Origin of the sequence: Dactylosporangium sp. NPDC005555 (genome assembly GCF_040605635.1) — a bacterium.
In the GTDB taxonomy this organism is placed as follows: Bacteria; Actinomycetota; Actinomycetes; order Mycobacteriales; family Micromonosporaceae; genus Dactylosporangium.
On the sequence record NZ_JBEXDG010000042.1, the window covers coordinates 35839 to 57335 of the forward strand.

Annotated in this window: 13 protein-coding genes; 9 read left to right on the forward strand and 4 right to left on the reverse strand. The window is 70.8% G+C overall.

The window, feature by feature from the left end; all coding sequences use genetic code 11:
- Positions 1-45 precede the first annotated feature (45 nt).
- The 4 genes from ABZS58_RS35150 (at position 46) to ABZS58_RS35165 (ending at position 5209) form a co-directional block, all read left to right on the forward strand.
- The gene (locus ABZS58_RS35150; protein WP_354787575.1) at positions 46-1374 is read left to right on the forward strand and encodes an extracellular solute-binding protein; all 1329 of its coding nucleotides are present in this window, start codon (positions 46-48) and stop codon (positions 1372-1374) included.
- A gap of 13 nt (positions 1375-1387) precedes the next feature.
- A complete protein-coding gene (locus ABZS58_RS35155) occupies positions 1388-2365 on the forward strand; it encodes a sugar ABC transporter permease (RefSeq protein WP_354787576.1) in 978 nt (325 codons plus the stop codon).
- 7 nt (positions 2366-2372) lie between these two features.
- The gene (locus ABZS58_RS35160; protein WP_354787577.1) at positions 2373-3233 is read left to right on the forward strand and encodes a carbohydrate ABC transporter permease; all 861 of its coding nucleotides are present in this window, start codon (positions 2373-2375) and stop codon (positions 3231-3233) included.
- Between the two features lie 323 nt (positions 3234-3556).
- Positions 3557-5209 carry a lectin gene (locus ABZS58_RS35165; RefSeq protein ID WP_354787578.1) on the forward strand — a complete coding sequence of 551 codons (1653 nt, stop codon included), beginning with the start codon at positions 3557-3559 and terminating at the stop codon, positions 5207-5209.
- 52 nt (positions 5210-5261) lie between these two features.
- Here the strand turns inward: ABZS58_RS35165 and ABZS58_RS35170 are convergent, their stop codons facing one another.
- The 3 genes from ABZS58_RS35170 to ABZS58_RS35180 all read right to left on the reverse strand — a co-directional run bounded on the left by ABZS58_RS35170 (position 5262) and on the right by ABZS58_RS35180 (position 12518).
- Complete coding sequence (locus tag ABZS58_RS35170) at positions 5262-8546, reverse strand: discoidin domain-containing protein (RefSeq protein ID WP_354787579.1); 3285 nt, start codon at positions 8544-8546, stop codon at positions 5262-5264.
- Between the two features lie 14 nt (positions 8547-8560).
- A complete protein-coding gene (locus ABZS58_RS35175; protein ID WP_354787580.1) occupies positions 8561-11059 on the reverse strand; it encodes a discoidin domain-containing protein in 2499 nt (832 codons plus the stop codon).
- 274 nt (positions 11060-11333) lie between these two features.
- Positions 11334-12518, reverse strand: coding sequence for an ROK family transcriptional regulator (locus ABZS58_RS35180; protein ID WP_354787581.1), 1185 nt, complete (start codon positions 12516-12518; stop codon positions 11334-11336).
- Positions 12519-12649: 131 nt separating this feature from the next.
- On the opposite strand from ABZS58_RS35180, the gene ABZS58_RS35185 reads away from it, so the two are divergent.
- The 5 genes from ABZS58_RS35185 to ABZS58_RS35205 all read left to right on the forward strand — a co-directional run bounded on the left by ABZS58_RS35185 (position 12650) and on the right by ABZS58_RS35205 (position 19364).
- Positions 12650-13504, forward strand: coding sequence for a LacI family DNA-binding transcriptional regulator (locus ABZS58_RS35185; RefSeq protein WP_354787582.1), 855 nt, complete (start codon positions 12650-12652; stop codon positions 13502-13504).
- Positions 13505-13703: 199 nt separating this feature from the next.
- Entirely contained in the window at positions 13704-15011 is a 1308-nt protein-coding gene (locus ABZS58_RS35190; protein ID WP_354787583.1) for an extracellular solute-binding protein, read from the forward strand.
- 62 nt (positions 15012-15073) lie between these two features.
- Positions 15074-15988 carry a sugar ABC transporter permease gene (locus ABZS58_RS35195; RefSeq protein WP_354787584.1) on the forward strand — a complete coding sequence of 305 codons (915 nt, stop codon included), beginning with the start codon at positions 15074-15076 and terminating at the stop codon, positions 15986-15988.
- Positions 15985-16806 carry a carbohydrate ABC transporter permease gene (locus tag ABZS58_RS35200; RefSeq protein ID WP_354787585.1) on the forward strand — a complete coding sequence of 274 codons (822 nt, stop codon included), beginning with the start codon at positions 15985-15987 and terminating at the stop codon, positions 16804-16806. Before ABZS58_RS35195 ends, ABZS58_RS35200 begins: the two co-directional genes overlap by 4 nt.
- Positions 16803-19364, forward strand: a complete 2562-nt coding sequence (locus ABZS58_RS35205; protein ID WP_354787586.1) for a glycoside hydrolase family 2 TIM barrel-domain containing protein — start codon at positions 16803-16805, stop codon at positions 19362-19364. Before ABZS58_RS35200 ends, ABZS58_RS35205 begins: the two co-directional genes overlap by 4 nt.
- Before the next feature lie 15 nt (positions 19365-19379).
- On the opposite strand, the gene ABZS58_RS35210 is transcribed toward ABZS58_RS35205, so the two are convergent.
- Positions 19380-21494 carry a VWA domain-containing protein gene (locus ABZS58_RS35210; protein ID WP_354787587.1) on the reverse strand — a complete coding sequence of 705 codons (2115 nt, stop codon included), beginning with the start codon at positions 21492-21494 and terminating at the stop codon, positions 19380-19382.
- Positions 21495-21497 lie beyond the last annotated feature (3 nt).

Sequence of the window (21497 nt, forward strand, 5' to 3'; positions counted from 1 at the left end):
TAGACATCCGGCTAGACATCCGATGGATTCGGTAAGGTGCCCGCGATGATCCGCTGCGGTACACGCGCCGCCGTCACGACGCTCGCGGTGCTCGCGCTGATCGGTCCCGCCGCCTGCAAGGGCCCGGAGGGCACCGGCACCGCCGACGACGCGACCGACTCGGGCGGGCGCATCACGGTGTGGGTCGACCCACCCCGGCTGCCCGCGGTGAGCGCCTTCCAGCAGGCACACCCCGAGATCCCGGTCGACGTGATGACCATCAACGGCAACGTCGGCAGCACCGAGCTGCAGCAGAAGTTCGTGCTGTTCAACCAGGCCGGCACGGGCTGGCCGGACGCGATCTTCTTCCCGTCCAACGACGACATCGCCTGGGCCGCCAACTCGAAGATCAACTACGTCCGGGACCTGACGGAGGACCTGGCCGACGTCATCGCCAAGTACGCACCGAGCTCGATCTCGCAGTGCCGCATCGACGGGCTCTTCCGCTGCCTGCGCAACGACGCCGCGCCCGACGTGCTCTGGTACGACAAGCAGCTGATGGCCGCCTGGGGCTACCGGCCGCCCGCCACCTGGGAGGAGTACGGCGAGCTCAGCCTGCGCATCGCCGCCGAGCACCCCGGCTACGTCACCGGCTTCCTCGGCGACGCCTACGCCCCCGATCGCTACCTGTGGGCCAGCGGCTGCCCGACCAACCACCGGCTCGGCGAGCGGCAGGTGCACATCGACCTCGGCGACCCGCGCTGCACCCGCGTCCGCGACCTGCTCGACCGGCTCGTCGCCGCCCGCGCGGTCGCCCCGGCCGGCATCTTCTCCCCCGAGGCCGCCGAGCTCGGCAAGCGCCTCGTCATGAGCCCGGGCGCCGTGTGGTGGGGCAGTTTCCTGTTCCGCGACACGTGGAAGGTCCCGCCGGGCCGGATCGCCGCGGCCGCGCCGCTGCGCTGGTCCGCGGACGACGCGCCGCACACCAGCTCCGAGGGCGGCGGCCTGTGGGGCTTCTCCCGGCACATCAAAGGCACCCAGCTGGCGAACACGCTGACGTTCGCCCGGTTCGTCGCGGCCGACCCGCGCTGGCAGGTCGAGCTCAGCGTCGGGCTGCCCGGGGTCACCCCGCTGCAGCAGCCGTGGCTGGACCGGCAGCGGGAGGCGAGGTACCTCGCCGACTTCGACGCCGCCGCCGCGGCGTTCGTCCTGGCGAGCACCATCGTGCGGCCCGAGCGCGACTACACGCGGTACAACACCGGCACCGTGTGGACGCACACCGTCACCCCGGCGCTCACCTCGGGGCGCTCCTTCTCCCACGCCTGGACCGTCTTCGGCGAACGGCTCGTCGGGGAGGCCCGCTCATTCGGCTACACCGTCCACGACAGCGCTTGAATCGAGTCCGCCCGTGTCGACGTACAGGAGCAGCAGCCAGATCTACGCGCCGGTGCACGCGGCCGTCCCGCCACCGTCCCATCCACCGCGGAGGATCGTCCGGCCCGGCAGAACCGGGCGGGCCGGACGGATGGGACGCCGCGCCGCCGCGGTCCTCGTCCTGCCGTACGTCGCGCTGCTGCTCGTCGGCGGTCTCGGGCCGGCCGGGTACGCCGTGGTCAAGAGCCTGCAGAACGAGTCCGAGACCGGCTTCGGCGGGCTCAGCAGCTACCGGCGGGTGGTCACGGACCTGCGCTTCGCCGAGACCTTCGGCAACGTGGCCCTCACCATGGTCATCTGGCTGCCGCTGATGCTGCTCGGCGTCGTCGGCCTCGCGCTGCTCGTCGACGCCAGCCCGGGCCGCTTCGGCACCACGATGCGCTTCGTCTACTACCTGCCCGGCGCCCTCACCGGCGTCGCCAACTTCATGCTCTGGCTGTTCCTGCTCGACCCCGGGCAGAGCCCGGTCGCGTTCCTCTGGCACGGCTTCGGCCACCACACGCTGGGCGAGGTCGCCCAGCCCGGGAACCTGCCGTACATCCTGGCCGCCATGCTCTTCTTCCAGGGCGCCGGCACCTGGGTCGTGGTGCTCACCGGCGGGCTGAACAGCATCTCCGAGGATCTGCTGGAGGCGGCACGGCTGGACGGCGCGGGCGCCTGGGGCATCGCGTGGCGGGTCAAGCTGCCGATGATCCGGCCGTGGCTGGGCTACCTCGCGCTGCTCAACCTCGCCTACGGCTTCCAGCTGTTCCTCGAGCCGCAGGTGCTGAGCCAGGTCACCCACGGGCTGATCGCCCCGCAGTGGACGCCGAACCAGCTCGGGTTCTCCTACGCGTACCAGATCCTCGACACCCCGATGGCCGCGGCGATGTCGGTGATCCTGCTGACCGTGACGCTCGGCGTCGGCCTGCTGGTCGTGCGCCGCAGCGGCCTCTTCGACGACGAACGGTGACCCGACGATGCCCGTGAACCTCGGCCGCGCCGGCCGGATCCTGACCCTGCTGCTCGTCGCGGTCGGGTTCGCCTACCCCGTCGCCGCGTTCGCACTGGTCGGGCTGCGCCGCGACGACGGCTCCGGCCCCACCGGCCTGTCCCTGGGCAACGCCCGCGACAGCTGGCACACGGTGCTGCGCTTCAACGACGGGGTCGTGCTGAGCTGGCTCGGCAACTCGCTGATCGTGGCCACCGGCGGCGCGCTCGTCGCCGTCGCCGTCGGGCTGCCGGCCGGCTACGCGCTCGCCCGGCTGCGCTTCCCCGGCCGCCGGCTGCTGCGCTTCTGCACGCTGCTCACGATGGTCGTGCCCAACACCGTGCTGGTGATCCCGTTGTACCTGGAGGTGAGCGCGGCCGGAGCGGTGAACAACATCTGGGTCGTCGCACTCCTCATGGGCTTCTACCCGTTCGGCGTCTACCTCACGTACATCCATTTCCGCACGACCCTGCCGGTGCCGGTCCTCGAGGCGGCCCGCATCGACGGGCTGTCGGAGACCGACATCTTCCGCCGGATCGCGCTGCCCGCGTCGAAACCGGCGGTCGCGCTGGTCGGCTTCTTCAGCTTCGTCGCGAACTGGACCAACTTCTTCCTGCCGCTGGTGCTGCTGCCGCTGTCCTCCAGCACGACGATCTCGGTCGGCCTGCCGCAGCTGGTCTCCTCCAGCCCGCTGTTCGACCCGACCAACGCCGCCGGGCTCGACGTGCGGCTCTACGCGCCGCAGCTGGCCGTCGCCACCCTCGTCACGGTCGCGCCCGTGGTCGCCGTCTTCGTCATCGCCCAGCGGGCCCTCACCCGCGGCCAGATGCTGGGCGCCGGCCGCCGCTGAAGCTGTATCGACGCCGATACATCAGGTAGTCGAGTTGACAGATCGGCGCTCCTCTTGCAAAGGTCCATTCAAGACGGCCGCTTCCCGGGCATCCTCAACTCGGACCGCCGTTTCGTCAGGTGCGTCGGCGTCGCTCCTCCGTGAAGTGCCGGAGTCCGCCCGATGCCCCCGCGTCACTGCCGTTCGCCGCCCCCGTCCAGCGTGTGGGCGCGGTCCCGCCGCCCGCACGCGCAACGCGGATCAAGCCTGCCCTGGAGACGGTGGCAGGCGCTCACCGCCATGAGGCAATCCCCGCGTTCCCGCTCGAAAGGACATCCAATCCCATGAGTCTCTCCAGGCGCCAGGTTCTGGCTTCCGGACTGGCCGTCGCCGGTCTCGGTGCGACTGCGTACGTTGCCGGCACCGCCGAGGCCGCCAGCGCCCCGGGCGATGTGGTCGGCAAGATCTCCGTCGGTTACCAGGGCTGGTTCGCCTGCCTCGGTGACGGGTCGCCGATCAACCAGTGGTGGCATTACAGCGCCAACGGCGGTCAGCCGCCGTCGCCGAGCAACACGACGCTGGTGTCGTGGCCGGACATGCGCGAGTACACGAAGAGTTACACCACGGCGTACGCGAACCTGGGCAACGGGCAGCCCGCCAAGCTGTTCTCCTCCTACGACCAGCAGACGGTCGACACCCACTTCAAGTGGATGCGTGACTACGGCTGCGACACGGCCGCGTTGCAGCGGTTCAACCCGGTCGGCGGCGAAGGCCCCGTCCGCGACGCGATGACGGTGAAGGTCCGCAGCGCCGCGGAGGCGTTCGGCCGCAAGTTCTACATCATGTACGACGTCACCAGCTGGACCGACATGCAGTCGCAGATCAAGACCGACTGGACGACGAAGATGTCCGCCTACACGGCGTCGCCGGCGTACGCGCGGCAGAACGGCAAGCCGGTGGTGTGCATCTGGGGCTTCGGCTTCAACGACCCCGGCCGCCCGTTCGCGCCCGGCCCGTGCCTGGACGTCATCAACTGGTTCAAGGCCCAGGGCTGCTACGTGATCGGCGGCGTGCCGACCTGGTGGCGCACCGGCGTCAACGACTCCCGTCCGGGGTTCCTCGACGTGTACCACGCGTTCAACATGATCTCGCCGTGGATGGTCGGCCGCACCGGCGACGTCGCCGGCCTCGACTCGTACTACAACAACGTGAACGTCGGCGATCAGGCCGACTGCAACGCCAGAGGGATCGACTACCAGCCGTGTGTGATGCCGGGTGACCTGTCCGCCGGCGCCCGCGCCCACGGCGACTTCTACTGGCGGCACATCTACAACATGACCCGGCTCGGCGCGCAGGGCCTGTACGTGTCGATGTTCGACGAGTTCAACGAAGGCAACCAGATCGCGAAGACGGCCGAGAACGCCTCGATGCAGCCGGCGAACTTCGGCCACCCGGCGCTGGACGCCGACGGCGTGGCCTGCTCCTCGGACTACTACCTGCGGCTCACCGCCGACGGCGGCCGGATGTTCAAGCGGGAGACCCCGCTGACCCCCACCCGGCCGACGCAGCCGGTCGTCGGCGGGCCTTCGACCCCGCCGACCGGCACCGCGTTCGCGTTCCGTTCGAGGGCGAACAACCGCTACGTCACGGCGCCGAACAGCGGCAACTCGCCGCTGATCGCCACCGCCACCGCGGTCGGTAACGCGGAGCGCTTCGAGGTGGTCGACCTCGGCGGCGGGAACATCGCGCTACGCGCCAGGGTCAACACCCGGTACGTCTGCGCGGAGAACGCCGGCGCCGGGGCGCTGATCGCCAACCGCACCGCCGCCGGACCATGGGAGACGTTCAAACTGATCCGCAACGGCAACGGCACCGTCAGCCTCCTCGCCACGGTCAACAACCAGTACGTCTGCGCCGAGAACGCCGGCGCCGCGGCCCTGATCGCCAACCGCGCGGCGATCGGCGGCTGGGAGCAGTTCGACCAGCTCCCGGCGTAGCCACGAGCGCGGGAGGGGCGCCGACGCCCCTCCCGCGCTCGTCATCCGCGGTTCAGGCGTAGACCTCCAGCTCGTAAAGCGAGTAGCCCCACTGCCCGGACTTCGTGACGCCCTGCATGCGGACGTATCTGGCCGGGCCGCTCACCGGGAGGCGTTCCGTGCCGCCGGGCGAGCTGGCCTGGGTGTACATGTCCCGCCAGGTCGTGCCGTCCGTGGACGCCTGCAGCTTGTAGGACTTCGCGTAGGAGGCCTCCCAGCGCAGGGCGACCTCGCGCAGGTTGTAGGTGGCGCCGAGGTCCACCTGCACCCAGTTGTCCGCGGCCTCGCTCGCCGCCCAGCGGCTGGACAGGTCGCCGTCGAAGGCCTTCGCGGCGTCCTGCTGCGCGCTGGACGACGACGACGCCGTGGCGGGCCTGCCGAGGGCGAGGTTGACGGCGGCGGCGCTGAGCGTCAGGTCGAGCACGACGGTCCTGCCCGCCTGCAGCGGCAGGACCCGGGCGATGCCGCCCAGCGGTGAGCTCTGCACCGTGCCGCCGGTGGCGGTGATCGACGCGATGCCGGAGCGCTGGATCAGGGTCAGGTTCTGGTCGATGTTCGAGGTCACCGTCACCTGGACCTTGCGGGTGTCGGTGTCCCACGTCAGCTTGTCGATCCTGAACTGGCCCTTGCCCAGCATGCCGGAGATGGTGCCCTTCTTCAGGCCCTTCGGCAGGGCCGGCAGCACCTCCAGGGTGCCGGGCGACGTGGCGGCCAGCATCTCCATCATGATCGTGGGCACGGAGTTGACGACGTCCGTCGCGAACACGCTGTGGTTGTTGTAGTGCGACGTGGCCATGCTGGAGTAGTAGTAGTCGTCCTTGGCGAAGCGGAGCAGCTTCGCGTTGACCGAGTCGGCGTTGTTGAGGTCGGCGGCGATCAGCGCCCCGTGCAGCAGGCCGTGCCCGGCGTTCTCGTAGCTGCCGGCGTCCTTCTTCTGCAGGAACGTCTGCGCCGCGGTGTACTGCGCCCGGTTCGTCTCCGGGGTGATCTCGCGGTACGGCCAGACCGGCATCAGTCCGCTGGAGTGCCGGTGCTGGTAGTTGTTCTTGTTCGCCAGGTCCGGCCACGCCCACTCGGCCAGCGCGCCGTCGGTGTTGACGATGTACGGCGGCAGGTTGTCCAGCTTCTCCTGCCAGACGGGGATCTTGTCGGCGTCGCGGCCGAGCGCCCGGCTGGTCTGGATGAGCGTCGACAGCGCGAACCGGGCGCCGGAGATGTCGTACACCGAGTTGACGCTCAGCGGCACGCCGCCGGGCGGGGTGTTCTCGGGCGAGATGGAGCCGGCGAGGACGTACCTGCCGTTGCCGTCCTTCTTGACGAGGAAGTCCTCGTAGAAGTCGCCCATGTCGCGGATCAGCGGGTAGTACTGGTCGGCGAGGAAGGTCCGGTCGCCGGTCACCTGGTAGTACTCCCAGAACGGGTACAGCAGCCAGGACTCGCCGCCGGTCACGTACTGGTACGGATAGTCGAAGTTGATGTTGGAGATGAGCCCCTCACCGTTGGGGGTGTTGCCGCCGGTGAGCATGCCGCGCGTGCCGAGCAGCTTGCGGGCGTTGGTGCGGAAGTCCGCCTGCCACTGCTTGTTGAGCCAGAAGTACCCGGCCATCGCCTCCGGCATGTTGCCGACGTTGCCGCCGGAGATCTGCAGGTTGAGGTTCGCGTCGAGGTGGTAGTAGCCGTCCCAGCCGACGTTGCTGTCGCCGGTCCAGTTGCCGAGCAGGTCCGGAGCGGCCGTCTCGTTGCTGGAGGCGAGCAGGTGGTAGCGGCCGGCGTAGAACATCCGCTCGTACAGCGCGGGGATCGGCGCCGACGCGGTCTTCTGCTCGGCCAGCAGCTGCTCGGTGGACTTGGCCCGGTCCTGCGCGCTGACGCCCAGGTCCAGCGACACCCGGTTGAAGATGCCGCTGTGCCTGCTCACGTGCCGGCTCAGCAGCGTCTGGTAGCTGTCGCCGAGCGCGGTCAACCGCGACTGCAGCAGCTGCCGGTTCCACTCCTGCTCGGCGGGGACGCCGCCGTTGTACGTCCCGTCGTACCGCTGGGTCAGCGACTGCAGCATCACGTAGGTCGCGTTGGTGACGGACACGTCGGTGCCGCTCATCGTCTTCGTGCCGTCGGTGACGATGCGGGTGACGCCCTCGTAGCCGGCGTTGTAGGTGCCGTTCGGGTACTTCGCCCGCAGGTTGAGGAAGCTGGTGTTCGAGGTGTTGACGTACGTGACGCCCTTGTTGAGCAGGTTCATGCCGGGATCGATGGACAGGCCGAGCTTGACGCTGAGGCGCTGCCCCGACGGTGCGGGCAGATACTGGATGGTGGCGCCGTCGGTCCTGGACACGAACGCGTCGCGCTGCCAGCGGCCCTGGCCGTCGTTCCAGTTCACCGACACCACCCCGGAGGAGTAGTCGGTCGAGCGGACGTAGTTGCTGATCGCGGTGCTGCCGGTGACCTGCGTCGTCATCTTGAAGCCGGGGTGCTTGCTGCCCTCGCCGCCGCCCTGGTACCCCTGGACGTTGGCGGCCAGGGTGTTGGCGTCCCGGTACTGCCCGGCGATGAGCAGGTCACGGATGCGGGCGAGGTCGGTGCCGCTCACGGTGTTGAAGGTCCGGTGCGGCCGGGCCTCCGACCGCGCCATGAAGAAGTCCTTGTCGGTGAAGACGGTGGTCTCGTTGCGCGGGTTGCCGAAGACGATGATGCCCTGCTTGCCGTTGCCGGCGAGCAGGCCGTTGGCCCAGTCGCCGTAGGTCTGCGGGTAGGTCGTCGAGGGCGCGACCATCGCCGCGCCGCCACCGCCGCCGGTGGAGCCGGTGCCGTACACCTCGAACTCCCACAGCGAGTAGCCCCACTGGGTGTTCGGGGTGACCCCCTGCATCCGCACGTGCCGGGTGGTCCGGCCGATGGTCACGGTGTCGGACCCGCCGTCGCCGGTCGTGGTGGACAGGACGTCCGTCCACTGTGTCCCGTTGTCCGACACCTGGACCTTGTAAGCCTTGGCGTACGCGGCCTCCCAGGACAGGACCACAGTGGACACGGCGTAGGCGGCGCCGAGGTCCACGGAGATCCAGGCGTTGTTGTCGTTGCTGTGGTCACTGGACCAGCGGGTGGCGCCGTTGCCGTCGATCGCGTTGGCGGCCACGAGTGCGCCGTCCTGATAGGACGCGGTGGCCCGGGCGCCGGCGTTGCGGGCGAGGTTGACCGGGGTGTCGGCGAGGGCGTCTGGCAGCCGCACCGCGGCCGTGCCGAGGATCAGCACGGCCAGCGCGATGCCCAGCACCCGCCGGGCGCGCTTTGCGCTTCGTCTCATGGAGGTTCCGTCCTTCACCGGGTGGTGATGCGCAGCGAGGAGATGGCGTCGTTGTTGCCCGTGGACCGCAGGTCGGCGGTGTCCGCGGTGATGGTCCAGGCGGTGCCCTTGAAGTCCGCGTCGAGATACGCGGTGACCAGGTAGCCGGCGGGCACCCGGATCGAGGAGACGCTGTCGTTGGCGATCCCGGCGGCCTGCAGCTGCGGCAGGTCATAGCTGCCGACGCCGAGCGACGCCGACGCGCCGCCGTAGTTCGGGTCCGTGTAGAGCGTCGGGCCGGTGGCGCCCGGCGGTGTGCCGTACACCTCGAACTCCCACAGCGAGTAGCCCCACTGGGTGTTCGGGGTCACCCCCTGCATCCGCACGTAGCGGGCGGCCCGGCCGACGTTCACGGTGTCGTTGCCGCCGTCGCCGGTGGTCGTGGAGTACACGTCCGTCCACTGTGTCCCGTTGTCCGACACCTGGACCCTGTACCCCTTGGCGTACGCGGCCTCCCAGGACAGGACCACAGTGGACACGGCGTAGGCGGCGCCGAGGTCCACGCAGATCCAGGCGTTGTTGTCGTTGCTGTGGTCACTGGACCAGCGGGACGCGCCGTTGCCGTCGATCGCGTTGGCGGCCACGAGCGCGCCGTCCTGATAGGACGCGGTGGCCCGGGCACCGGCGTTGCGCGACAGGTTCACCGGCACGCCGGCCGGCGGCGCGGGCGGCGCCGGCACGCTCTGCCCGGCCGGCGGCCACAGCGTGAACGTGTTGGTCCCGGATCGTGCGGAGGCGAACGGGCCGGGGAGGGTGTTGGTCGTGCTGACCTGCGCGCCGAAGAAGTCGGTGGTCACGTCGGCGGCGATGCTCTCATTGGCGCGCGGGATGACGCCGACCCGGGACCGGGTCGCCGGGGTCGCGCCGGCGATGCCCGTGGTGTTGAGGTCGAAGCTCAGCGACATCGCCGTGTTCGTCGCCGTGTAGCGCACGTTGGACAGCGCGCCGGTGGCGTTGCCCTCCTTGACGTGCGTCTTGCCGGTCGCGTTGTCCGGCAGCGTCGAGCCCTGGACGAGGTTGTTGTACCAGAAGTCCTTCTGCGGCGAGGTGAGCGCGGTCGACTCGTTCATCGTGCCCGGCTGGAAGTAGTAGGCGTCCCGGCCGCCGCCGTCGATGGCGAACCGGCCGTTGTCGACGAACAGGTTGTTGGCGAAGACGATGCCGGTGGCGTCGAGGGTGCGGATGTCGCTGTTGCCGATGAAGACGTTGTTGTCCACCAGGATCGGGCCGTGGACCGCCTCGGCGTAGTAGCCCCACGGGCTGTTCATGACGATGTTGCCGGTGACGCGGACGTTCTGGTTGCCCCAGTCGGTCCAGATGCCGGCCGAGTTGCCGCCGCGGGAGTTCTTGACGTAGTTGCCCTTGATGAGGCCCTCGTTCATGTAGTGCACCTTGATCGGGGCCGTCTCCGCGCCGCTGAACTCGTTGCGGTAGTTGGTGTCCTCGATCATGTTGTACAGAATGTCGGAGTTCCACGAGAAGACGCCGGCGATGCCGGACTGACCCGACCTGCCGATGTAGTTGTTGCGCACGATGTGCGAGCCGTACCTGGCGGTGTCGCGGAAGCTCGTCCGGGTGGTGCCGGGGCGGTTGCCGGCCCACTCGTCGTTGCCGAGGCCGATGTCGATGCCGATGGTGCGGGCGTTGACGACGACGTTGTTCTGGATGATCCAGCGCAGGCCGCCGTTGACGCTGATCGCGCCGGCCTGCCGCCGGGCCGGGCTGTCCGGGAAGTCCGAGTAGGTGTTCGCGGCGTGCTTCACGACGAGGCCGTCGACGGTGATGTAGCCCAGGCCCCACGCGTCCGGGGCGAAGATCTGCCGCCGTACGTTGATCTCCGCCAGTCTGGCGTTGGGGTCGGCGCCGTTGAAGTTCGCCCACACCGTCGTGCTGCTGCCGGCGACCTGGGAATACCAGGTGTTCGCCGCGGCCTGCACGTCGCCGAGCGCGGGCTTCTCGGAGTAGGCCTGCTCGTCGAGGTAGACGTCGCCGGCGTTGTAGCCGGGGAAGGTGCCTCCCCCGCCGCCCTGCGGGTGGCCGGTCGCGTACGGGTTGTAGGCGCCGAAGTAGGTGTTGGGCAGCGTGACGCTCCAGACGTTGCCACCGGCTCGCACCCAGGTGTCGATCTCCTCGGATCCCTTGACCACGACGTCGCCGTCGCCGGCCTTTGTGTACGTGATGCGGGCCGCCTCACCGGTGCCGCCCCGCGCGGGCTTGACCGTCTCGCGGTACAGCCCGGCGTGCACGAGCACGGTGTCCCCCGGCTGCGCCTCCTGCGCGGCGCGGTTGATGGTCAGGTAGGGCGCGGCGGCGGTGCCGGCGTTGGCGTCGTTGCCGTTCTTGGCGACGTGGATGCTGCGCGGCGCCGCGGCGTGCGCCACGGCCGAGGGCGCCACGAGCGCGGCGGTCACGAGCGCCAGGCCCGCCATCCCGCCCGCGAGTCGTGTCGTCGGACGGGTCCTGCTGTGTCTCATGTGGGGGTCCTTTGCGAGGGCGGAGTCGCGGGTGTGATCGCCGGCCCAGAGGGCAGCGACGATCACAGGTGGCACGGCCGTCCGGGGTGCGGGACGCCGGCCATCGCCGCCTGGCGAGGTCTCAGGCGGTTGGCGGGTGCGAAGGCGAGCCGACCGTGGCGGTGCGGTCGGACCATGACGTTCAGGGATCTCCAGGCCGCCGATGACCTCGGAGATCAAAAAGTTAGATTATTAATCTAAGCTGGACGACCGACACAGTCAACCATGCCGCCGGCTAGCGCATGGTCGAGACTAGCGGGCCGTGCCCCGGCGCGACAGAACCCTGCAGCACCAGGGCCGCCCCGCCGATCGCCGCCGAGTCCCGCGGGTTGCTCGACAGGTCGACCCGCACGTCGTGCACGTCCCGCGCGAACGCCCGCTCCGCGAGCCGGCGGCGGATCTCGGTGACGTAGATCGACCCGGCGACGGCGAACCCTGGCCCGGCGAGCACGAGCGTGTCGATGTCCCACAGGTTGGCCAGCAGCAGCGCGCCTTCGGCGAGCAGCTCCGCGGACTCGGCGAGCAGCGCGGACGCCTGCACGTCGCCGTAGATCGCGGCCCGGGCGAGCACGTCGAACGCCCGCGCGTCGGGGTCGCCGGCACCGATCCGCAGCCGGTCGGCCAGCCCGGGGACCGCCCTGGCCCGGGCGACGAGCGCGCGCGGCGCGGCCCGCTGCTCCAGGCAGCCCCGGTTGCCGCAGTGGCACCGCTCGCCGTCGCGGGCAACCGCGAGGTGGCCGAGCTTGCCCGCGTTGGAGCTCGCGCCCCGGTGCAGGGCGCCGTCGAGCACGACGCCCGAGCCGATGCCCGAGTTCATGTACAGGCAGCCGAAGGTGCGCTCCCGCGACACCTGCCGCCCCCAGAACTCCCCGACGGTCGCGGCCGCGGCGTCGCTGTCGACGAGCACCGGCACCCCGAGCCGGCCGGTCAGGGCGTGGGCGAGGTCCAGACCGGCCGGACCCGGAGGGCCCAGGAGTCCCGGCAGTGCGAGGAACCGGCCGCGGCGCACGTCGACCGGCCCCGGCCCGACGACGGCCATGCCGGCCACGCTCTGCGGCGGCAGACCCAGCCCCTGGGTGATCTCGTGGTACAGCGTGGCGAGCCGCGCCATCAGGCTTTCCGGTCGGCCGTCCTCGGGGGTGGCGACGAGCTGGCGACCGACGGTCCCGCCGCGGGTGTCCGTGACCACGCACGTCAGCGCGTCCGCGGCGACGTGGATCCCCACGCCGTACGCCGCCCGGGAGTTGATGACCAGCATGGAGCGGGGCTTGCCGCGGGTCGCGACCAGGTCGCCGGTCTCCCGCACGACCCCGTCGTCGATGAGCCGGCGCACGATGTTGGAGATCGTCGGCTGGGTCAGGCCCGTCGCGTTGACCAGCTCCACCCGGCTGATCGGCCCGGAGGACCGGATGAGGTCCACGATGAGCGCACGACTACCGGGTCCCGCGGCCGCAGACTCCCGTCGCGCCACGCTCAACCGCCTCTCGTCTCGCCGTACGCTGTCGCACGACTACGTTACGGGGACGAAGGTTAATCCACGAGGAGGCGCTCATGGCCGCGGTACCCACCGCCTCGGTGTCGAAGGGCACGCCGGTCGGCCTCGCCCTGGTGCGCGACGCGGAGGTCCTCGGCGCCGAGCCGTTCTTCCACGAGTTCATCGCGGGCATCGAGCGGGTCCTCGTCCCGCTCGGCGTGCCGGTGCTGCTCCAGGTGGTGGCCACGGTGCCGCAGGCGGTCGAGCGGATGCGGGCGTGGGCGCGGTTCGGCCTGGTGCAGGGCGTCATCCTGATCGACCTGCTGCCCGGCGACGAGCGCGTGGCGCTGGTCAAGCACCTCGGCCTGCCGTGCGTCGTCATCGGCGACCCGGTCACGGCCGGCGGCCTGCCGGCGGTGTGGACGCAGGACGAGGTCGCCATGCGCGACGTCATCGCCGAGCTGGCCGCGGCCGGTCACACGCACCTCGGGCATGTCGGCGGCCCGGCGCAGATGGCGCACACCATCATCCGGCGCCGCACCTTCGAGACCGTCGCCGCGGAGCACGGCATCCGCACGACGTCCTTCGACGGCGACTACTCCGAGGCGGCGGGGGTGCGCGCCGTCACCGCTCTCGCGGCCCTCGACCAGCGGCCCACCGCGCTGGTCTTCGACAACGACGTCATGGCGCTCGGCGCCCTGCACGAGGCGGCCCGCCTCGGCCTGGCCGTGCCGGCGGAGTTGTCGCTCGTCGCCTGGGACGACTCGGCGCTGTGCCAGCTGGCCGCGCCCCCGCTCAGCGCCGTCAGCCACGACGTGCAGGAGCTGGGCGAGCTGGTCGGGCACACCCTGGCCGGGGCCCTGTCCGGGGACGAGCCGCACACCGTGAAGGCGGCACCGGCCAGGCTGACGGTCCGCCGCTCCAGCCGGTAGTCGTTCACCCGCATCTCCGTGGTCGGACTCGGTCGAGCCAGATCATAGATTAAAAATCTTTGTTATTGACTTCGCCGGTCCGGTCGGCGACGCTGTGTCGAGCACCGTCCGGGACACCCCCTCCCCACCTGTCACACAGCGCCGGTCGTCGCGTCGACGCGCTGTCCCCCTTGCCTGCCCGAGTCGTAAAGGAATCCCTATGGACCACCGCACCAGGCCGCGGGCCGTGCGCGCCGTGGCCGCGTTCGTCGTCAGCGCCCTCACCCTCAGCCCCGCGCTCGTCGCCTGCGGCTCCGACGCGACGACCGGCACCCCCGACGCCATCGACGTCGTCACCCGCTGGTCGGCCGGCAACTCCGCCGCCGCCGCCCAGAACCGCGTCTTCGCCGCGTTCACCGCCGAGACCGGCATCAAGGTCAACGTCACCGAGGGCCTCGAGACCATCGACGACCAGGTGGAGAACGCCGTGGCCGCCGGCAGGTCGCCCGACCTCGTCATCGTCAACCTGTTCGACAAGACCCTCGGCTGGCTCGACGCCGGCGTCACCGTCCCCGCCGACCAGTACGTCAAGGACTGGGGCCTCGGCGACAAGCTCAAACCCGCGGCGCTCAACGAGTGGCGCGTCGGCGGCGCACCCGGCGGCAAGCTGCAGGGCCTGCCGTTCTCCGGTTTCAGCTGGCCACTCTGGTACAACACGGAACTGCTCAAGAACGCCGGCGTCGACAAGATCCCGGCGACCACGGACGAGCTCATCGCCGCGGCCGGGAAGCTCCGGGCGGCGGGCGTCGCACCGCTCGCCGTCGGCGGCAACGACTGGACCGGTCAGAAGTTCTTCTACCAGGTCGCCCAGTCCTACACCGACGCGCCGACGATGCAGCAGGTCATGCAGAAGGGCGGCTACTGCGCCACGCCGTCGGTCCTGGAAGGCATCAAGCTGTTCACCCAGCTGCGCGACGCCGGCGTGTTCGTCGACAACGCCGCCGGGCTCATCGCCGACGGCATGTACGCGGCGTACTACTCGGGCAAGGCCGCGATCATGCCGGCCGGGTCGTGGGCGTACACCGAGTCCACCGCGTCCGGCACCGGCATCGACAAGCGCACGACCCTCGGCGGGTTCCCCATCCCGAGCGGCTCGACGTTCAAGAAGCCGACCGCGTTCCGCGGCTTCACCGGCGTCGGCTTCATGATCACGAAGCGGGGCGCCGAGCCGGGCCGGATCGACAATCTCCGGAAGTTCATCACGAAGTTCTACGCCGACACCACCGTCGGCGACTTCGTCAAGGACTCCGGCATCCTGCCCCCGACCAGTGGGGACTTCGCCTCCTACGCCACCAATCCGCTGCTGTCGCAGTCACTCGGCCTGGACGCGGGAGTCGACTACGCCGTCCTGCCCGACGTCTGGATCGGCGCCGCGTCCGACCGGATCGTCCAGGTCCTGACCGGCGCCTACGGCAAGTCGACGCCGCAGCAGATCTGCGCCGGCCTCGACACCGCCACCAAGGGCTGACGGTCCCCGGTCGCGCGGGAGCCGCACCACCGGCGGCTCCCGCCAAGTCGAAGGAACACACGATGGTCTCCACCTCCACCGCGCGGCCGGTCCGCGGCGGCGGGCTGCACTCACCCCGCGTCCTCTGGCTGACGGTGCCGTCGCTGGCGTGGTTCGCCGTCTTCGCCGTCGGCCCCCTCGCGGCCATGTTCGTCATCGCGGCGCTGCGGTGGAAGGGGCTGCTGTACGAGCCGGCGTACGCCGGGACGGAGAACCTCACCAAGGTCTTCGCCGACCCGGTGTTCTACGCCGCCGTGCGCAACAGCGCCGTGCAGGTCGCCGTCGTGATCCCGGTGATGATCCCGCTGGCGTTCATGCTCGGGTACCACCTCAACAGCAGGCCCCGCGGCTACCGCGTGCTGTCGGTGCTCTACTTCTCGCCCGGCCTCATCTCGATCTCCGTCACCGGCATGATCTTCTACGGCGTGCTGTCGCCCGACGGCGGCGTCAACGGCCTGCTGCGCACCGCCGGCCTCGACCCGTGGGCCACCGCGTGGCTCGCCGACCCGGACACCGCGCTGGCCGCGCTCATCGCCATCGACCTCTGGCGCGGCGTCGGCTGGACCGCGGTCCTGTTCGCCGCGCGCCTGGCGAGCCTGCCCGCCGACGTCCTCGAGGCCGCCCGCGTCGACGGCGCCGGACACTTCCGCACGATGTGGCAGATCGCCTTCCCGATGGTCAAGGACTACGTCCGCACGCTCACCATGCTGCAGTACCTGTGGACGCTGTTCACCTCGGCCGCCCTCATCCTGCTGCTCACCAAGGGCGGACCCGGCACCTCCTCCACCACCCTGTCCTACCTCGTCTACGCCAAGGCCTTCGCCCAGCGGGACCTCGGCTACAGCCAGGTCGTCGGGGTGGTGCTGCTCCTCCTCGGCATCGCCGGGATGGCCCTGATCCATGTCCTGCTGCGCGCCCCCCGGGAGAACGCCCGATGACCTCCACCAGACGCCCGGCCGCGACAGTCCTCTCCTGGCTGTACGCGCTGCTGCTCGCCACCCCGCTGTACTACCTCGCCGTCAGCGCGCTCAAGACCAACATCGAGATCTTCACGCGGCCGTTCGCGCTGCCGGCGCACTGGCTGTGGCGCAACTTCGCCACCGCCTGGCGCACCGCCGACCTCGGCGGCGCCCTGCTCAACTCGGTGCTCATCTCGGCCGTGGCGATCCTGCTGACGCTGGCGCTCGCGCTGCCCGCCGCGTACGCGCTGGCCCGCCAGGACAACCGCCTCTCCCGCGCCATCACCGGGGCGTTCTCGGCGGGCTTCCTCATCCCGCCGTTCGCCGCGCTGATCCCCACCGTCATCCTGGCGATCAAGCTGGACCTGTTCTACACGCGCGAGTTCCAGATGCTCTTCCTGCCGGCCAGCGCCCTGCCGCTGTCGGTCCTGCTGCTCACCCAGTTCATGCGCACCGTGCCGCCGGCGCTGGTGGAGTCCGCCGCCCTCGACGGCGCCGGCCACTGGCGCCTGCTGACCAGCGTGTTCATCCCGATCGCGATGCCGGGCCTCGTCAGCGTGACGATCCTGCAGCTGCTCACGTTCTGGAACGAGTACCTGTTCTCCCTCACCATCACCGGCACCGCACCGGGCGTCCGGACCGTGCAGGTCGCACTCCCCACGCTCATCTCCGACTCCACCAACTTCGGCGTCCTCACCGCCGGCACCGTACTGACGCTGCTCCCGGTCTACATCACGTACGCGCTCGCGAGCCGCCGCATGCAGGAAGCACTCACCGCAGGGGCGGTCAAGGGATGACACTCACCACGCAGACGACGACCATTGCCGCCACCCGGCTCGACCTCGGCGGCACCTGGCAACTGACCTGGGTCTCCGGCCCCGACACCGTCCCGGACGCCGTGCGCACGGCGACGATCCCCGCGCAGGTGCCCGGCGAGGTGCACACCGCCCTCATCGCGGCCGGGCTCCTCGCCGACCCGGACGTGGGCTGGGGCGAGCAGGCGCAGACGTGGGTCGGCCACTCGCAGTGGCACTACCACCGCCACGTGCAGTGGTCGCCGACGCCGGGCGCCCGCACCGACCTCGTCGCCGACGGGCTGGACACCGTCGCGGAGGTCTTCGTCAACGGGCAGCACGTCGGGGCGGCGCGCGACCAGCACCTGACCTACCGGTGGCGGGTCGACGACGTCCTGCAGCCCGGCATCAACCTCGTCGAGGTCAGCTTCGCCTCGGCCTGGGACGCCGCCCGCGCCCACGAGCGTGCGCACGGTCCGCTGCCCAGCCCGTATGACGAGCCCTACGCGCACGTCCGGAAGGCCGCCGCGAACTTCGGCTGGGACTGGGGCCCGCACTACGTCACCGCCGGCATCTGGCGCGGCATCCGCCTGGAGACCTGCACGGGGCGCATCGAGCACGTCCGGCCGCTGGTCAGTCTTTCCCCGGATCACACGGCGGCCCACGTCACCGCGCACGTCCTGCTCGACGCGTCGGCGGGCAGCAGCGTCAGGGTCGAGCTGACGTCCCCGGCGGGACACCTGGTCGCGTCGGCGGCGACGGTACCGGCCGGCAGCGAGGCGGCCGTCACCGTGCCCGTCGAGGACCCCGAGCTCTGGTGGCCGATCGGTCAGGGCGGGCAGCCGCTGTACCGCGTCCAGGTGACGCTCGAACAGGACGGCGCCGTGCTCGACACCGCCACGGCGCGCATCGGCCTGCGCAGCGTGACCGTCGAGGAGACCCCCGACGGGCCCGGCACCCGCTGGGCACTCGTCGTCAACGGCCGCCCGGTGCGGGTCCGCGGGTACAACTGGATCCCCGACGACACCTTCAGCAGCCGTGCCACGGCCGATCGCGTGGCCGCCCGCATCGACCAGGCCGTCGCCGGCAACGCCAACCTCCTGCGGGTCTGGGGCGGCGGGCACTTCGCCACCGAGGAGTTCCTCGACGCCTGCGACGAACGCGGCGTCCTGGTCTGGCACGACTTCCTCTTCGCCTGCGCCGCGTACTGCGAGGACGACGACATGGTCGAGCTCGTCACCGCCGAGGCCTCGCAGGCCGTCGCCCGGATGTCCGCCCACCCCAGCCTCGTGCTCTGGTGCGGCGGCAACGAGACGGTCCTCGGCCGGCACCACTGGGGCTGGGCCGACCAGCTCGGCACGCGCGGCTGGGGCGCCGCCTACTACCTCGACGTGCTCCCCCGCGTCCTGGCCCGCCTGGACCCGACCCGCCCGTACCTGCCGAACTCGCCCTGGTCCGGCGGTCTCGACCGGGATCCGGTCGCCGACACCCACGGCCCGACCCACCTGTGGAACCCGTGGAACGACGCCGACTACGCGCACTACCGCGACCACGACCCCGCGTTCGTCGCGGAGATGGGCTGGTGCGGCCCCGCCGCGTGGACCACCCTCGAACGGGTCCTGTCCGGTGAGACCCCCGCGCCCGGCTCGGCGCTCACCCGGCACCACCTCCGCGCGATCGACGGCATGCACAAGCTGACCCGCGGCCTGCAGCCCCACGTGCCGCCCCCGGCGACCGGCGCCGACTGGCACTTCGCCACTCAGGTCGTCCAGGCCCGCGCCGTGTCCACCGGCGTGGAATGGCTCCGCTCCCGCGACCGCTGCGGCGGTGTCGTCGTGTGGCAGCTCAACGACTGCTGGCCCGCGATCAGCTGGTCCGCCGTCGATCATGCGGGGATCGAGAAGCCGCTGTGGTTCGCCCTGCGCCACTCGTTCGCGCCCCGCCTCGCCACGGTCCAGCCGGTCCGGCCGGGCCCGACCCACGACCCGGCCGGCCCCGACGGACTCCTGCTCGCGCTCGTCAACGACGCCGACGCGGACTGGCATCCGCGGGTGCTCATCCGGCGGATCGGGCTGGACGGTGCGGAGCACGCCCGATCGCATCTCACGCCCGCCTGCCCCGCCGGCCAGCTCGTCCGGCTGCCCGTCGACCCCGCCGTCGGCCGGCCCGCCGACCCGCGCGCGGAGCTGCTCGTCGTCGACGTCGACGAGGTACGGACCACCTGGGTCTACCGGCCCGAGCGTGACCTGGCGGCGCCTCGCCCCGAACGCCGGGTCGACGTCGCCGTCACCCGAGGCGAGCTGCACGTCACGGTCACCGCCGTGACCCTGCTGCGCGACGTGTGCGTGTTCGCCGACCGGCTCGCCGCGCCGCTCGGCCTGCGGGCACCCGACCTCACCGTCGACGACGCCCTCGTCACCCTCCTCCCGGGCGAGCGCCATGTCTTCCGGGTCACCCGCCGCGACGGCCGCGCGATCCGCCTCGGCCGTGCCGCTGCCCTGCCTTCCGGCGACCTGCTCGACCTGGCCGTCCGCTCGTTCGGCGAGGTCACGTCCTCATGATGGCCCCGTGACGCGTCAGGCGCGGGTGCTGTGGTAGCCGCCGCGGGACTGGCCGAACTTGTTCATGGCGAAGATGGCATACCCTTCACGACCGGTCACCGCGTCGTCGGACCAGCGCCGGATCATGCCGAGGTTGCGGGTCAGCGACACCAGCTTGGTGAGGGTCACCCCGTCGTCGCGGAACTGCGGCTCGGGGAATCTCGCGTACATCGCCCGCAGCAGCTCCGCGTGCCTGGACAGCCGCTGGGTCGCCGACTCGCGGTCGCCTTCGTAGAGATCGTCCAGTGCGTAGAAGGTGATCTCGCTGGTCCACAGGCCGATGCCGTCGGCGAGCACCGTCTGCTCCGGCAGCGCCCCCGGGGCGGACAGGTCGATGACCTCGCGGCGGTTGTCGCGGGCGAGGGTGTCGAGGTACTGCACGACGGCCGAGCCGACGTCGGTCCCGCTCGTCTGCACCTCCAGCACGATCCAGTACGTCTCACCGAACGCCAGGTCTGGTGCGAAGATCCGGATCCCGTCCTCGTCCTCGATCAGGTCCGGCAGGGCTTCGACGCCGAGGTCGCGCCGCCCGCGGTCGCGCGCGGCCCAGGCGTCGTCGAGCACTGCCGCCCGCGCCGCAGGATCGGTGATGAGGTCATGGCCGTACACGTGCCACAGCACGACCGCGGGGTCCAGGTCGATCTTCAGCTGGATGTTGATCGCCGCCAGGTGGTCCCGGCGGGACACGTCCTGGGCCAGGGTGAGCCGTACGTCGTCGGCGTGCGTGACGAACGTGGAGTGCCCACCCGTCAGCCCGGCGAGCGCGTCCAGCTCCCGCATCCTGGCGTCGGAGCCGAACCCGAAGCACGACAGCGTCACGGCGCCGCGGACCCGGCTGGCGAGGTTGGCCCGGATCTTGATCCAGTCCGTCTCGCCGGACGTCGGCTCACCATCGGAGAACACGTAGACGCAGTCGACCGTGGTCGCGTCGCCGTGCCGGGCGATCTCGTCCAGGGAGTACAGGATGCCGAGGTTCAGGTCCGTCGACCCGCTGGGCCGTAGCCCGCCGACGATCCTGGTCAGCTCGTCGGTGTCCAGGTCGGCCTTACGGGTGGCGCGCAGCGCGGTGCGGGCCACGCTGTCGAACGTGACGATGCCGAGGACGTCGACGTCGCGCAGCTGCCTGTGCAGCTCCCGGATCGCGACCTTGACGGTGTCCAGCTTCTCCCCGTACATGGAGCCGCTGGTGTCGACCGCGAACACGAAGTTGACCGGGAGCGGCTCGGCCGGCGCTACGCCGACCGGCGCGGTGGGCGCCGCCCGCAGTGCGATCTCCAGCAGGTGCGTCGTGGCCGGGTACGCCGTGCGGCCGCCGCTGACCAGCGCCTGGCCGTGGCTGACGGCGATAGCGGAGCCCGGCTCCGGGGCCGGGATGCGGCCGGTGTTGGCGACCACGAAGTCGTCGAAGCGGATCTGGTCCTGGTCGATCAGGACACCTTGATCGATGAGGTCCACGATGCCGAGCGTCGACCGGGTCCCGAACGCGTTGTTCCGCCGCACGTACAACCCGTCATGCGGCAACGGCCCCTCCCGCCGCCGCACCGGCACCCCCGGCGACGCGGCACCATCCATCAGGGGTGAACGCATCGCGCTTACAGGCCCGAGCGAGTCGCCGACGACGATCCGCTGAGACAGACGGTCCGTAAAGTCGAATGCGCCCATGCGATCGACCGACCCTTCCACCGGGCTGGTAGGCGGATCTGCAAAGAGCGCGAAACGGCGGGCATGACGCCCGAGCGTTGGCTGCTCGTCGATGGTGGTCAATGGGCCGATCCCAACGAGGTGGACCGCGACGCCGTGCTCCGTCCAGGCTTCGACCGCGTAACGGAGCCTTTGGCGCACCTGTGGCCGGATCGGCAGGTTGCCGATCAGGACGGCGTCGATCGACTGCCTGTCGACATGTTCGTGGATCTGCGCAATGGCCGGCACGATCGAGGTGTAGTCGTCGTCCGAGACGACGGTTTCCGTGATCGTGAGCCCACCGGCGGCCGCCCACAGTTCGGCCGTCCTGGTGACACCGTCCTGCTTCTGGCTGTCGCCGATGACCAGCAGGACCGTGCGGGTGCCTGCGGGGGTGTCGGGCGCGTTCACGGG

What these genes read in the sequence shown, in the direction of transcription:
- ABZS58_RS35150 (WP_354787575.1), top strand. Translation starts at nt 46, where the DNA reads ATGATCCGCTGCGGTACACGCGCCGCCGTCACGACGCTCGCGGTGCTC.
- ABZS58_RS35160 (WP_354787577.1), top strand. Translation starts at nt 2,373, where the DNA reads ATGCCCGTGAACCTCGGCCGCGCCGGCCGGATCCTGACCCTGCTGCTC.
- ABZS58_RS35165 (WP_354787578.1), top strand. Translation starts at nt 3,557, where the DNA reads ATGAGTCTCTCCAGGCGCCAGGTTCTGGCTTCCGGACTGGCCGTCGCC.
- ABZS58_RS35170 (WP_354787579.1), bottom strand. Translation starts at nt 8,546, where the DNA reads ATGAGACGAAGCGCAAAGCGCGCCCGGCGGGTGCTGGGCATCGCGCTG.
- ABZS58_RS35175 (WP_354787580.1), bottom strand. Translation starts at nt 11,059, where the DNA reads ATGAGACACAGCAGGACCCGTCCGACGACACGACTCGCGGGCGGGATG.
- ABZS58_RS35185 (WP_354787582.1), top strand. Translation starts at nt 12,650, where the DNA reads ATGGCCGCGGTACCCACCGCCTCGGTGTCGAAGGGCACGCCGGTCGGC.
- ABZS58_RS35190 (WP_354787583.1), top strand. Translation starts at nt 13,704, where the DNA reads ATGGACCACCGCACCAGGCCGCGGGCCGTGCGCGCCGTGGCCGCGTTC.
- ABZS58_RS35195 (WP_354787584.1), top strand. Translation starts at nt 15,074, where the DNA reads ATGGTCTCCACCTCCACCGCGCGGCCGGTCCGCGGCGGCGGGCTGCAC.
- ABZS58_RS35200 (WP_354787585.1), top strand. Translation starts at nt 15,985, where the DNA reads ATGACCTCCACCAGACGCCCGGCCGCGACAGTCCTCTCCTGGCTGTAC.
- ABZS58_RS35205 (WP_354787586.1), top strand. Translation starts at nt 16,803, where the DNA reads ATGACACTCACCACGCAGACGACGACCATTGCCGCCACCCGGCTCGAC.